General features: G+C 67.2%; 11 protein-coding genes. 2 read left to right on the forward strand and 9 right to left on the reverse strand.

The genetic code is table 11. The features are described 5' to 3' along the window. Positions 1-66 precede the first annotated feature (66 nt). The 7 genes from CA234_RS06050 to CA234_RS06080 all read right to left on the reverse strand — a co-directional run bounded on the left by CA234_RS06050 (position 67) and on the right by CA234_RS06080 (position 10,077). Positions 67-819, reverse strand: coding sequence for a nucleotidyltransferase family protein (locus tag CA234_RS06050; RefSeq protein ID WP_125973364.1), 753 nt, complete (start codon positions 817-819; stop codon positions 67-69). Continuing rightward, positions 816-1,787, reverse strand: coding sequence for a phosphotransferase (locus tag CA234_RS06055; RefSeq protein WP_206431098.1), 972 nt, complete (start codon positions 1,785-1,787; stop codon positions 816-818). The genes CA234_RS06050 and CA234_RS06055 overlap by 4 nt, the downstream gene beginning before the upstream one ends. Continuing rightward, entirely contained in the window at positions 1,784-2,242 is a 459-nt protein-coding gene (gene tsaE, locus CA234_RS06060; RefSeq protein WP_125973368.1) for a tRNA (adenosine(37)-N6)-threonylcarbamoyltransferase complex ATPase subunit type 1 TsaE, read from the reverse strand. The genes CA234_RS06055 and tsaE overlap by 4 nt, the downstream gene beginning before the upstream one ends. After that, a complete protein-coding gene (locus CA234_RS06065) occupies positions 2,239-4,578 on the reverse strand; it encodes a PAS domain-containing sensor histidine kinase (RefSeq protein ID WP_125973370.1) in 2,340 nt (779 codons plus the stop codon). The genes tsaE and CA234_RS06065 overlap by 4 nt, the downstream gene beginning before the upstream one ends. Before the next feature lie 109 nt (positions 4,579-4,687). Next, entirely contained in the window at positions 4,688-7,717 is a 3,030-nt protein-coding gene (locus CA234_RS06070) for a TonB-dependent receptor (RefSeq protein WP_125973372.1), read from the reverse strand. Between the two features lie 260 nt (positions 7,718-7,977). Next, on the reverse strand, positions 7,978-9,396 hold the full coding sequence (gene ahcY / locus CA234_RS06075) for an adenosylhomocysteinase (RefSeq protein ID WP_125973374.1): 1,419 nt from the start codon (positions 9,394-9,396) through the stop codon (positions 7,978-7,980). Positions 9,397-9,516: 120 nt separating this feature from the next. Then, positions 9,517-10,077: a YqgE/AlgH family protein gene (locus CA234_RS06080; protein WP_126001139.1), complete on the reverse strand. Its 561-nt coding sequence runs from the start codon at positions 10,075-10,077 to the stop codon at positions 9,517-9,519. Between the two features lie 114 nt (positions 10,078-10,191). Between CA234_RS06080 and CA234_RS06085 the strand changes: the two genes are divergently transcribed. Together CA234_RS06085 and dcd are read left to right on the forward strand one after the other, a co-directional pair. Then, positions 10,192-10,674, forward strand: a complete 483-nt coding sequence (locus tag CA234_RS06085; protein WP_125973378.1) for a peroxiredoxin — start codon at positions 10,192-10,194, stop codon at positions 10,672-10,674. A gap of 95 nt (positions 10,675-10,769) precedes the next feature. Then, the gene (gene dcd / locus CA234_RS06090) at positions 10,770-11,324 is read left to right on the forward strand and encodes a dCTP deaminase (RefSeq protein ID WP_010543264.1); all 555 of its coding nucleotides are present in this window, start codon (positions 10,770-10,772) and stop codon (positions 11,322-11,324) included. A 47-nt stretch (positions 11,325-11,371) separates the two neighbouring features. On the opposite strand, the gene CA234_RS06095 is transcribed toward dcd, so the two are convergent. Continuing rightward, positions 11,372-12,397: an aspartate-semialdehyde dehydrogenase gene (locus CA234_RS06095; RefSeq protein WP_125973380.1), complete on the reverse strand. Its 1,026-nt coding sequence runs from the start codon at positions 12,395-12,397 to the stop codon at positions 11,372-11,374. A 224-nt stretch (positions 12,398-12,621) separates the two neighbouring features. Beyond that, entirely contained in the window at positions 12,622-13,971 is a 1,350-nt protein-coding gene (locus CA234_RS06100; protein WP_126001140.1) for a DUF418 domain-containing protein, read from the reverse strand. Positions 13,972-13,990: the final 19 nt, after the last annotated feature.

Genomic DNA, 13,990 nt, shown 5'->3' on the forward strand with positions numbered 1-13,990 from the left:
CCGAACCTGACCAGCCGCGACGGGGAGCCCGTCACCGCCCCCGGGGCGGAGGTGGCGATGGCGGCCTCAAAGCTCGGCGAGCGCCAGCTCGGTCGCGCGAATCGCCTTGGGGGAACCGACGTCGAACCACAGCCCCTGATGCACCGCGCCCCAGAGCCGCCCGGCTTCCATCGCGCGATTCCAGAACAAATTGGTCGAGAACGGCCCCTCGGGCCAGTCGCGGATCACGCGCGGCGACAGGATCTGGATCCCGGTGAACACGAAGGGCGCCAGCCGGCCGGGCTTGCGCCGCTCGGTGATCCGTCCGAAGGCATCGAGCCGGAAGTCGCCCTGCCCCCGATGGCAGGTCGCGCGTGCCAGCGGCACCAGCAGCAGCAGCGCGTCCATCTTGGCATCGTCCCATTGCGATGCGAGCAGACGGATCGCGTCGCTGGGGCCGTCGACCCACAGATTGTCGCTGTTGACGCACAGGAAGGGCGCATCGCCCAGCATCGCGCGCGCCTGGACGAGGCCGCCGCCGGTCTCCAGCAACTGCTTGCGCTCGTCCGAGATCGTGAGCTCGATGCCCTTCACCCGTGCGCGCAGATGTGCCTCGAGCTGGTCGGCGAGGTAATGGACGTTGACCACCGCCCGCTCGACCCCCGCGGCCGAGAGGCGATCGAAGACATGGTCGATCAGCGGCTTGCCGGCCACGTCGATCAGCGGCTTGGGCCGGGTGACCGTGAGCGGGCGCATCCGCTTGCCGAGGCCGGCGGCCATCACCATCGCGGTCTTGGGCACGGGCGCCGCCGGTTGCGGGCGGAGCGAATAGATCGTCATGCCGCCACCTGCATCGGATCGCCGCGCTTCTCGGGCGGGACGTTGGCCGCGAACCAGTCGGCCACGGGCTTGAGCGCCGGATGGGCGAGGTCGCGGTCGAGATAGGCCCAGACGCGGGGGCAGAGCGTTGGGTAGCGCGGCTTGCCATCGCGCTTCCACAGCCGGGTGAAGATGCCGAGGATCTTGGCGTTCCGCTGCGCGCCGAGCACGTGATAGGCGATGTCGAACGCCTCCCCCGCGCCGGTCGCGTCGCGGTAGCGGGCCAGCATCGCCGCCTCGGTCGCTTGCGGCACGTCACGGCGCGCGTCCTGAAGCAGCGAGACGAGGTCGTAGGCGGGGTGCCCGGCCAGCGCATCTTGGAAGTCGAGCAGTCCCAAGCCTTCGCCACCATCGATCAGCATCAGATTCTCGGCATGGTAGTCGCGCAGCACCGTGACGGGGCGATGACCATCGAGCAGCGGTGCCAGCACCGCATCCCAGGCGTCGCGATAGCCCGCGGCATCGACCTCCAGCCCGACGGCCGGGCAATACCATTCGACGAACAGCGCCGCCTCGCGCTGGTAGACGGCGAGATCATAGGGCGCCTCCACGCCGGCCGGCGTATCGTGGAGCCGCACCAGCAGATCCACCGCGGCGCCGTAGAGGCCAAGCTCACGCGCGGGCTCGGCATCGACGGTCTCGCGCAGCCGGACGTCGCCGAAATCCTCGAGCAGCACCAGGCCCTGCGCCAGATCCTCGTGCAGGATCGCAGGCGCGGCAAAGCCATGCTCGGTCAGCCAACGCGCCACCGCCAGGAACGGACGCGGGTCCTCGTGCGGGGGCGGTGCATCCATCAGGATCGCGCTGCGGTGCCCCTCGACCACGCGGAAATAGCGGCGGAACGAGGCATCGCCGGCGACGGGGAGGATGTCGGCCCCTGCCCAACCGGCAGAAGCGAGAAAAGCGGGCGCCGCAGGCGGCGGAGTCATGTCAACGGCCATCGGCCTTCCCATGCCGCCGGCACGCGCGCTGTCAAGGCGCGGGTGCCGTCCGCCGCGACCGCGAGCGTCAGCCACAGGGCATCGTGCCATGCCGATGCGGGCAGCCGCTCGGGCCATTCGACCAGCAGTAGCGAGTCGGTGCGCGCATCGTCGAGCCCCAATTCTTCGGCCTCGTCCGGGTCCTCGATCCGGTAGAGATCGACGTGCAGCACCGGCAGCCGCACCTCGGGCACGTCATAGGGCTGGACGATCGCGAAGCTCGGCGACGGCGCCTCGCCCTCCAGCCCCAGTGCCGCGAGCAGCCCACGCGCGATGCTCGTCTTGCCGGCGCCCAGGGGGCCGGACAGGGCAATGACGTCGCCCGGGCCCGCTACCGCCGCCAGCCTGGCGCCCAGTGCCAGCGCCTCCTCCAGCGAGGCGAGCACGATCCTGTTCTTGGTCATCCGCGCGGCAACTCCACCGTGACGAGCGTCCCCTGCCCCGGCTCGGAGATCAGCTCGATCCGCCCGCCATGCGCCTCGACGAACTGCTTCGCGAGCGGCAGCCCCAGCCCGAGCGCACGGTCGCCCCCGCGCGAGGTACCGACCTGTGCGAACCGATCGAACGCCCGCGCCACCGCCTCCGGGGCCATGCCGGGACCGTCATCGCTGACGATCACCCGCGCCACCCGTGCATTGCCGTCGAGATGGAGCAGCACTCGGCCGCCCTCGGGCGTGTGCGAGACGGCATGGCGCAGCAGATGCTCGACGGTCTGGCGGATGCGGCGCGCATCGCCCTGCACCACGCCGGCGGTGCCGGCATCCTCGATTACCAGCTCGATCGCCTTGCCCTTGGCAAGCGGCGCGATGACGTCCGCCGCGCTGGTCGCCGCCAGTTCCACATCCACCGTCTCGCGTTCGATCGGCTGGCCTTCGCTTTGCGTCAGGTCGAGCACGTCGTCGATCAGCCCGCCCAGCCGATCGACCGACATCAGGATGGCCTCGACATATTCCTTGCCGTCGGCGCTCAGCTTGCCGGCGAACCCGCCCTGCAGCATTTCGCCGAACCCCTTGATCGAGGTGAGCGGCGTGCGCAGCTCATAGCTCATGTTCGCGACGAAGGCGGTGCGGACGCGGTCGGCGGCCTCCAGTGCCTCGTTGCGGTCGCGCAGCGCGCGCTCCACCCGCTGGCGATCGGTGGTGTCGAGCATCGTCACCAGCGCATTGCCGTCGGGCAGCGGCACCGCGGCGATGTCGAAATGGCGGCCATTGGCGAAGGTGATGCTGGAGCCGCGCTGCTGGCGGTCCTTGGCGGCGAGCCGGATCAGGTCGCCGATGATCTCCGCCCGCGCCGCGTTGACCAGCTTGCCGCCCGCCGCCTTGACGATCGTGGCGATCTGCGGGTGGCCGTCGAGAAAGCCGTCCTCGAAGCCCCAGACCTGGCGGAACTTGCGGTTCCACAGCTGCAGCCGCCCCTTGCCGAACACCGCGACCGCCTCGGCCAGGCTGTCCAGCGTCGCGGTGCGGACCTGCTGCATCTCGCCATGCTCGCGCTGGAGTTCGAGCTGCTGGGTCTGATCCTCGAAGATCAGCAGCAGCCCGCCCTCGGGCAGCGGCTGCGCGACGACGCGCAGATGGGTGGTCCCGATGCTCCAGCTTTCCTCCACCGCCTCGGGCGACGTGAACCATTCGCGGCGCTCGGCCTTCCAGTGCGGGAAGTCGCGCACATCGGGCAGCTTGCGCGCCTCGCGCATCCGCTCGAGCACGCGGTCGAATTCGGGGCGATCGGCCAGCCACTCGTTCTTCATCGCGAACAGGCGGCGGAAGGGCTGGTTGCAGAAGACCAGGCTGCGGTCCGAGCCGAACTGGGCGACGCCGGCGGACATGCGGTCGAGCATCGCCCGCTGCGCCTCGGCGAAGCGCTTGAGGCCGCCGCGGGCGCGCTCCAGCTCCTCGATGTCGACCGCGAAGCCGGCGATGCCGCCGGTCGGCAGCGGCACGTCGTGGAGGCGGAGCATCCGCCGCGCGCCGGCGATCGTCGCGGGCATCGCCGCCGATTGCGGCTCCTGCGTATCGCGCGCGATCGCGGCGTTGGCGAGCGGCCCGCCCAGCCCCGCGCCATCGACCAGTTCCACCCCGCGCGACACCACGTCCTCGGCGTCGCGGCCCTCGACCGCGCGGACATAGGCGGTGTTGACCATCAGCAGCCGCAGATCGGGCCCGCGATACCACATCGGCATCGGCGCGGCCTCGATCAGCGCAGTCAGCGCGTCGAAGGCGGCGCGCAGCCGATCGGCCTCGCGTTCGAGGGATCCGACCTCGGCCTGGCTGTCGGTCGCATCGAGCACCCAGAGCAGCACGCTGCCCGGTGTCTCCACCGCTTCGGAGGCGCGCTCGCCGAGCACCAGCAGCATCCGCTCGGAGCCGCGCACCGGCAGCGACAGGCGGAAGGATTGTCCCGCGCGCTGCGCCGCCTCCACCTGCTCGCCGAGCAAGGCGACATCCTCGGGATCGAGCCCCGCATCCTTCTGCGACAGCCGTGCGAGCGATTCGACCGGCCTCTCAAGTCCGAGCCAGGCGGCGAGGCGTGGCGACATTTCAATGCGGCCATCGGCGCGAATGAGCATGGGCAGCGCCGGCGAGGTGCGGGAGAAGCGCAGCAGCCGGCGGTTCTGCTCATAGGCGGTGCGTGCTGCGGCGCGGGCCGCGAGCCCGGCGTAGAGCGCCCACACCGCCGCGATCAGCACGAACGCCAGCACCGCGCCGACGATGGCCGCGCCACTCTGCGAAACTACGATCATCGGGGAAGACGCCGGCAAGCCATCGTTCCACCCTTAGGCGATCGCACCCCCATACGAAAAGGGGCCCGGCGATGCCGGACCCCTTCTGCACCTGTTTTCTGGCCGTGACTCAGAACTTCACGCTCGCCGCCACACGCGCGTAGCGACCGAGGATGCCCGAGAAGTAGGTGGTCGTGCCGGCACCGGCCGGCGCCGGGAACGGCGGCTTCACGTCGAACACATTGTCGACGATCAGCTTCATGCCGAACTGCTGGTTCACGCGCACGCCCAACGTCGCGTTGAACACCCACCAGTCGCTCACGCCCATGATATTGCGGGCGTTCGCCGCCTCGTCGACGTCATAGGCGCCCTTGCCGATGTACTGGGCTTGGATCAGGCCGTTGAACCGATCGCCTTCATAGGTGAGGTTGGCGGTACCCGAATGATGCGGATAGCCGATCTCGCCCGCGAGATGGTTGATGTCGCCGATGCCGACGCGCTGCTGCAGCTTGTCGCGGTAGAAATAGTTCACCGACAGCCCGGCGACGCCGTTGCTCGACATGCCGAGCCGCGACAGCGGCAGGCGATAGGCGGCCGTGACCGTCAGGCCCGTCGTCTCGTAAGACGACGCGTTGTAATAGCCTTCCTGGATGCCGGTGATCTGGCCGTTCACGTCACGCGTGACGAGGCCGCAGAAGCTGTTCGGATAGGAGGATGAATCATAACAGGCGTTGAGGATGTCGTCACCGCCCAGCGAGACGATCGCGTCCTTCAGCTTGATGTTGATCCAGTCGACCGCCACCGTCAGGCTCTTTGCGAAGCGCGGCTGCACGATCGCGCCGACGGTCCAGCTGTTCGCCACTTCGTTGCGCAGCCCGGGATTGCCCGACACCGTCACCGGAATGGTGAAGTTGCTGTAGTTCGACACGAAGGTGGTCGGGTCGATGCCGGCGGCGCGGCAGTTTGCCTGGCGCACCGACGGGTTCGGGCCGCTGGTCGAATAATTCGCGTCGCACGGATCGCGACCGTTGTCGAACGCACGCGAGGTCGGGTTGAACGCCTCGGTGATCGCGGGCGAGCGGATCGAGCGCGTGTAGTTGCCGCGGAAGGTCAGGTCCGAGATGAAGCCGAGACGGCCGCCTGCGGTCCAGGCCCAGTCGCCGCCGGACAGCGAGTTGTCGACATAGCGCGCCGCGCCGTCGAACTCGACGGTCTTCAGCCAGTTGATCCCGTTCTGTGCGGTGACGAACGGAACGACGAGCTCGCCGAACGCTTCGTTGGTGTGGAAGCGGCCGCTGATCGGGTCGATCGGGATGCTGCGCCCATATTGGGTGCGGGTGCCGTCGCCATTGTCCTGGCCGTAATAGAAGCTGCCCGGATCGAACGAGGTCTTCTCGCGGCGATGCTCATAGCCCGCCGAGATGCTCACGTCGTTGCCGAACAGCTTGGCCACGGCGCCGGTCACGTTGGCGTTGAACACCAGCTGCTCGTTGGTCGAGACCGGACGCGCGATCGCGAAGATATAGTCGCGCGCGGCCTGGCTCGCCTGGCCCGAGCCCAGGACGTTCAGCGGCGCGCAGGTCTTGCTGATGGTGTCGGCAGTGGAGTTGGTCACGCCGGGGCGGCAGGTGATGTTGCCGCTGGCGTCCGCGACCGCGTCGATCGCGTTGAAGAAGTTTTGGTTGTCGAGCTCGTAGTTACGGCCGCGGGTCTGCGAACGGCCATAGTTGACCGACGCTTCCCAGGTGAAGTTGCGGTCGCCGATACCGAAGTCGCCCGCGAGGCCACCGACAAAGCGATAGGTCTCGATCCGCGCTTCCGCGCGACCGGTGGTGAGGTCGTTCAGCGCACGGCCGACATAGAACTCGTTCTGGCCAGCCGGCAGCTGCGAGGCGATCGTCGCTCGGTCCGCGGCGTTCAGATACGGATTGTCGAGCGAGACGATCAGGTTGCCGTCGGGGGTACCGGCAGCGTCGAACAGCGCCGTGTTATAGTTGGGCTGATCGATCAGGTTCACGCCCTTGGTGTGCGTGTACCAGCCTTCGCCGAAGAAGCGGATATGATCGGTGAAGGCATAGTTGAGCTGGGCGCTGGCGATGTAGCGTTCCGAGCTGGTCAGCAGGTTGTTCTGCGCCGGCAGGTTGAAGCCATTGCCGCCGCTGCTGATGTAACCCTGGCGCAGCACGGTGCCGAGGTCGAGCGGCACCAGCGTGCCGTTGGGGCCGAACTGCAGATACTGGCCAGCGGCGTTCTGGAGGCCGGAGCGCTGCACCGAATAGTCGTCATCCACGAAAGGCACGCCGCCCGAGGTGAACGCCGAATAGCGCTGCTGCGGGTAGAGCAGGCGCGCGAACGGCGAGCCAGCCGACGCCGGCGGCGTACCGAAGAAATTACCGCGCGCGGTGATCGCGCGATCATTGGCGACTAGGCCGCTGGTGTGGTTGTATTCGCCCGACACCACGATGTTGCCACGGCCCTCGGCGAAGTTCTTGCCGGCTAGGAAGTTCAGCCGTGCTTCGGGCGCGTCGCCGCGCTCGGACACGCCATACTGGCCGCCGACCTCCAGGCCCTGATAATCCTTCTTGAGGATGATGTTGACGGTGCCCGCGATCGCATCCGAGCCGTAAATCGGCGCGCCGCCGATCGCCACGGTCTCGATGCGCTGGACCAGCGTCGTCGGGATGTTGTTGAGGTCGACCTGGGTACCCGGGTTCACCGGGCCGAAGATGCTGGCGGTGTTCGACGAGACGAAGCGGCGGCCGTTCACCAGCACCAGCGTACGCTGGCTGCCGAGACCGAAGAAGTCGACGAAGGTCTGCGACGGGCCGAACGACGACTGCGCGCCGACCGAGCTGTTGCCAGGCGGGCCGAAGGCGGGGATCTCGCGCAGCGCCTGCCCGACATTAGTGTAGCCGCGCGATTCGATCTGCGCGGCGCCGACCACCTGGGTAGGCTGGACCGTATCGAACTCTGGACGCGCGATGCGCGAGCCGGTGACGACGATCTCGGCCGGCTCCTGCGCCTGGGCGCCGCTGTCGTCCTGGCCGGCAGGCGCATCGGTCTGCGCGAGCGCGGGGGTGGCAAGCTGCGCGAGCGTAATCGCGGCGACGGAAGCGGTGAGACGCAGGCCGAGACTCCGGCCGAAAACCTTGAAACGCATGAACGAACCCCTTTTCCCAGTACACTTTGGTACGGTTCTGCTGCCGGTCCAGCCCATCGAAGCATCTGGGATATTACCGATTTTGCAGAATCATTTCCAGCAACGCGCAACTCCCCCCGTCCGTGGCCGCCACGGACACAATATGCACGGTTCTCCGGATAGCGTTGCCGTTCTGCCACACAATTGTAACACCCCTGGAACGGCGAAAGGCCGCTCCCTTGCGGGAACGACCTTCCGGAAAAGCGGCGCTTTCGCGTCGATCAGTAGCGGTAATGGTCCGGCTTGAACGGGCCTTCGACCGGCACGCCGATATACGCCGCCTGCTTCTCGCTCAGCTTCGACAGGTGCACGCCCAGCTTCTCGAGGTGGAGCGCGGCGACCTTCTCGTCGAGGTGCTTCGGCAGGACGTAGACTTGGTTCTTGTAGTTCTCGCCCTTGGTCCAGAGCTCGATCTGCGCCAGCGTCTGGTTGGTGAAGCTGGCCGACATCACGAAGCTCGGGTGGCCGGTGGCGCAGCCCAGGTTCACCAGGCGGCCCTTGGCGAGCACGATTATCTGCTTGCCGTCCGGGAACTCGACCAGGTCGGTGCCGGGCTTCACTTCGGTCCACTTGTAGTTCGACAGCGCCGAGATCTGGATCTCGCTGTCGAAGTGGCCGATGTTGCAGACGATCGACATCGGCTTCATCGCCTTCATGTGATCGGCGGTGATCACGTCGGCGTTGCCGGTGGCGGTCACGAAGATGTCGGCGCGCTTGACGGCCTCGTCCATGGTGACGACCTCGAAGCCTTCCATCGCCGCCTGCAGCGCGCAGATCGGATCGATTTCGGTCACGAGCACGCGGGCGCCGCCGTTGCGCAGCGACTGGGCCGAGCCCTTGCCCACGTCACCGAAGCCGGCGACCGCGGCAACCTTGCCGGCGAGCATCACGTCGGTGGCGCGACGGATCGCGTCGACCAGCGATTCCTTGCAGCCATAGAGGTTGTCGAACTTCGACTTGGTGACGCTGTCGTTGACGTTGATCGCCGGGAACGGCAGTTCGCCCTTCTTGGCGATCTCGTACAGGCGGTGCACGCCGGTGGTGGTCTCTTCCGAAACGCCCTTCAGGTTCTGCACGGTCTTGGTGAGATAGCCCGGATACTTGGCGACGAACGCCTTCAGCGCGCGCTGGAACTCGACTTCCTCGTCATTCTCCGGCTCGCCCAGCGTCGCGCCGGCCTCGAGCTTGGCGCCCCACAGCGCGAACATGGTGGCGTCGCCGCCGTCGTCGAGGATGATGTTGGCGGTGGTACCGTCACCATCGGCGCCCCAGTTGAAGATGTCGCCGACATAGTCCCAATAGTCGGCCAGGCTCTCGCCCTTCACTGCGAACACCGGAACGCCGGTCGCGGCGATCGCGGCGGCGGCGTGGTCCTGCGTCGAGAAGATGTTGCAGGTGGCCCAGCGGACCTGCGCGCCGAGCGCGGTCAGCGTCTCGATCAGCACGGCGGTCTGGATCGTCATGTGCAGCGAACCCGTGATGCGCGCGCCCTTGAGCGGCTGCGATGCGCCGAATTCCTTGCGGAGCGCCATCAGGCCGGGCATCTCGGTCTCGGCGATGTTGATTTCGGCGCGGCCGAAATCGGCGAGGGCGATGTCCTTGATGACATAGTCGTTCTTAGCCACGGGCTGCTTCTCCAGTTGCAGGCAAATGCTGGCGCACCGGGATTCCTCCCGGCCGCATGGGTGCGCCCCCTAGCCCCTTCGGGTCAGGCGCGCAATGTTAATATAAAGATATCTTTATATGCCGTTCGGCCAAATTCAAGCGGTACCCGTGCTATTTGCCAGCAGCCGCGGATCGATACCCGCGCCGACAAAGCCTTCGGCCCAGCGCTCGTACACATCGGTGTCGTAGAGCAGCGCCAGATTGGCGGGCGTGTTGAACCAGCCATGGCGGGTCAGCTCGGTCTCCAGCTGCCCCTCGCCCCAGCCGGCATAGCCGAGCGCGACCAGCCAGCGGCTGGGGCCCTTTCCTTCGGCGATGGCGCGCAGCACGTCGATCGTGCCGGAGAGCTGCCAGCGCCCCGCGACGTCGATCGTGTCCTGCCCGCTCCAATCGGCCGAGTGGAGCACGAAGCCGCGGCGCGGCTCGACCGGGCCGCCGAAATGCACCGGCACGTCGGGCACGTCGCCCGGATCGATCTCGAACTGTTCGAGCAGATCGTGCAGCCCCAGCCCCTCGATCGTCGCGCCGATGCCGATGCCCAGCGCGCCCTCGGTATCATGGGCGCACATCGCGATCACCGCGCGCTCGAAGCGCGGGTCGCCAATGCCGGGCATGGCCAGCAGGAACTGGCCGGTAAGGGAAGGCGTCGAATCCATGCTATCCACCATATCGTTCGCCCTCCCTACGGGCCACGCTTGAATTTGTTGCGCGGGATGCGATGGAGGCGGCGCGGCCGTGCGGTCGCAGGATTCGTACAAGGAGAGAACAGCATGACGATCCAGACCGGCGATCGCATCCCCGACGCCACGCTCGTCAAGGTCACCGCCGAGGGTCCGGACCAGGTCCAGGCCCCCGCCTATTTCGCCGGCCGCAAGGTCGCGCTGTTCTCGGTGCCCGGTGCCTTCACCCCCACCTGCTCGGCCAAGCACCTGCCGGGCTTCGTCGAGAAGGCCGAGGCGATCAAGGCCAAGGGCGTCGACGAGATCGCCTGCACCGCAGTCAACGACTTCTTCGTAATGAAGGCCTGGGGCGAGGCCAATGGCGTGGCCGACAAGGTGACGATGCTCGCCGACGGCAATGGCGCCTTCGCCGAGGCGCTGGGCCTCACGCTGGACGGCTCGGCCTTCGGCCTGGGCACGCGCGGCCAGCGCTTCGCGATGATCGTCAACGACGGCGTCGTCGAGCAGTTGTTCGTCGAGGCGCCGGGCGCGTTCGAAGTCAGCTCGGCGGAATATGTGCTGAGCAAACTCTGATCGATCCCTCCCCTCCCTGCGGCCGCGGGGAGGAGAACCGGTTTGCGCGGCGGTCCGCTTGACGGGGGCCGCCCCGCCCCGCACTACCCGCGCCCATGTCCATATTATCCGACCGCTGGATTCGCGAGCAGGCGCTCAACCACGGCATGATCGAGCCCTTCGTCGAGAGCCAGCGCCGCGAAGGCTGCATCAGCTACGGTCTCTCCTCCTACGGCTATGACGCCCGCGTCGCCGACGAGTTCAAGATCTTCACCAATGTCGACAGCGCGGTGGTCGACCCGAAGAATTTCGACGCGAACAGCTTCGTCGACCGCAAGACCGATGTCTGCGTGATCCCGCCCAACAGCTTCGCGCTGGCGCGGACGGTGGAGTATTTCCGGGTACCGCGCGACACGCTGGTGATCTGCCTCGGCAAGTCGACCTATGCGCGCTGCGGGATCATCGTGAACGTCACGCCGCTGGAGCCCGAATGGGAGGGCCATGTGACGCTGGAGTTCTCCAACACCACCCCGCTGCCGGCCAAGATCTACGCCAATGAAGGCGCCTGCCAGTTCCTGTTCCTCAAGGGCGAGCAGCCCTGCGAGACGAGCTATGCCGACCGGGCGGGCAAGTACATGGGCCAGCGCGGGGTAACCCTGCCGCGGCTTTGAACTGAGCGTTTCCTCCCCCGCGCAAGCGGGGGAGGAAACGCTAAAGATCAGGCCTTCTGCAGGTGCCGCCGGCCGAGCAGTTCCGCGATCTGCACCGCGTTCAGCGCCGCGCCCTTGCGGAGATTGTCCGACACGCACCACAGCGACAGGCCGTTCTCCACGGTCGAATCCTCGCGCACACGGCTGACATAGGTGGCGTACTCGCCGACGCTTTCGATCGGCGTGACATAGCCGCCATTCTCGCGCTTATCGACCAGCATGATGCCCGGCGCCTCGCGCAGGATCTTCTGCGCGTCCTCCGCCGACAGCTCGCCCTCGAACTCGAGGTTGATCGCTTCCGAATGGCCGACGAACACCGGCACGCGCACGCAGGTGGCGGTCACCTTGATCTTGGGATCGAGGATCTTCTTGGTCTCGACCACCATCTTCCACTCTTCCTTGGTCGAGCCGTCGTCGAGGAAGCTGTCGATGTGCGGGATCACGTTGAACGCGATCTGCTTGGTGAACTTGGCCGGCTCCACCTGGTCGCCGACGAAGATCGCGCGGCTCTGGTTGAACAGCTCGTCCATCCCCGCCTTGCCCGCGCCCGAGACCGACTGATAGGTCGCGACCACCACGCGCTTGATCTTGGCAGCGTCGTGCAGCGGCTTGAGCGCCACCACCATCTGCGCGGTCGAGCAGTTCGGGTTGGCGATGATGTTGCGCGCCTTGTAGCCGTCGATCGCCTCAGGGTTCACCTCGGGCACGATCAGCGGCACGTCCGGGTCCATGCGGTAGAGCGAGGCATTGTCGATCACCGTGCAGCCGGCGGCGGCGAACTTCGGCGCGTACTTGGCGCTGCCTTCGGAGCCGATCGCAAACAGCGCCATGTCCCAGCCGGTGGGATCGAAATGCTCGATGTTCTGGACCTTATACTGTTTGCCGGTCTCGCCATAATCGACCATGTCGCCGGTCGAGCGCGACGACGCCAGCACGGCGAGCTCGTCGATCGGGAATTCCCGCTCGGCCAGGATGTTGAGCATTTCGCGACCGACATTGCCGGTGGCGCCTGCGACGACGACACGGTAACCCATTTGTACCTCTTTCTTGCCCGCGCCGACACCTGCGGCGTGGAGGCTCTTTAGTGGGGATGGAGGGTGGAATGCACCAGCATTCCGCTGCTTCGCTGCATAAAGCGCAGCTATCGCGCCCGGATTACGGGCGCGGTGTAATTCGCGTGGATTTGGCGCATTTTCGAAGCATCGCGGCTTCCGCTAGCAGAAAGAAAGCTGCGTGGCGAGCCCAATTTCGCGCAACTTCATGCCGCGGCGAGCACGCCATCCCCCGCCCCCGGGCGCGGCCGGCGGAAGGGCTGCCGCTGGACATAGGCAAGCGACCGCCACGCCCATTCCATCGGCCCCATCGCGAACGCCCGCAGCCAGAGATTGGCGAGCACCACCTCGAACGCCAGCACCGCCAGCGCCACGCCGTACAGCCCGCTCCAGCCGAGCTTGCCGAACAGCCCCGGCCCCCAGGGCGCGAACAGGATGTAGATGGCGATGAACTGCTGGAGGAAATAGAGCGAGAAGGCCGTCCGGCCCGCCGCCTTGAACGGCGCGAGCACCGCCTGCCCCACCCCGCTGCGCACGATCAGATTGACCAGCGCGACATGGCCGATCGACGCCAGGATCCGCGCCGGCTCCTCGGTGATCCAGGCTGTGTGGACGATCGGCACCGGCGACAGCATCTCCTGCGCCCCGATCCCGCGTGCGAGCATGCCCGGCACGTAGCAACACAGCATCAGGATCGCATAGAAGCGGGTGCTGCGACCGCCCTGCACCACTCGCCACTTCCACAGCGCGATGCCGACCAGCATCATGCAAAAGGCCTCGGCAATCGCCAGACCCAGCTCGGGCAGCATGAACTCGACATAAAAGCCGATGTTCATCGCGGCGTAGGCGAGGAAGCCGCCGCCATGGCCCCGCTTCTCCATCTCCCGAACCTTCTTGACCTCTTCGCCGCCGGTCGCCCGCCGCGCGAGCAGCGTCTGCCACTCCTTCCGCTTGGCCTGCTCGTCCTGGGTCAGCGGCTGGTGGGCGGCCAGCTTCTGCTCGATGACCGGCACCGCCGCGACCAGTGCGGCCCGCTCGGCATAGGTTGACGCGCCGGTCACCGCCATGCCCAGCGCGAACAGCGATCCCAGCGCCAGCAGCACGCGCGGCCCCAGCAGGCGGAACGGGAAGAGGAACAAGGCGGCCAGCGCGTAGATGTGGAGGATGTCGCCGGTCCACAGGAACACGAAGATGTCGAGCAACCCGAAGCCGAGCAGCCACAGGTTGCGCCGCCAATAGAGGTCGGCCACCGCCACCGGCCCGTCCGGCCGCATCGCCCGCGCCGCCAGCACCATCAGGCCGCAGCCGAACAGGATCTCGAGCACCCCGCGCTGGGTGCCCTCCAGCACCACCTCGACGAAGGTCCAGCTCCATCGGTCGAGCGGCGTCCAGCCGATGATCTGCGGGCCGAGCAGCATCGTCACCGCCGTCTGGCCTTCGAATGGAATGTTCATGAAAAAGATGCCGAGGATGGCGAGTCCACGCAAGATATCGAGCACGTCGATCCGCGCCCCGCCCTGTACGGGCGCGAGTTGAGCCACCCCCTCCAACGCCATGGCTCGCCCCCGTCCCAAG

The organism is Sphingomonas sp. ABOLE (assembly GCF_003950455.1).
GTDB lineage: Bacteria > Pseudomonadota > Alphaproteobacteria > Sphingomonadales > Sphingomonadaceae > Sphingomonas > Sphingomonas trueperi.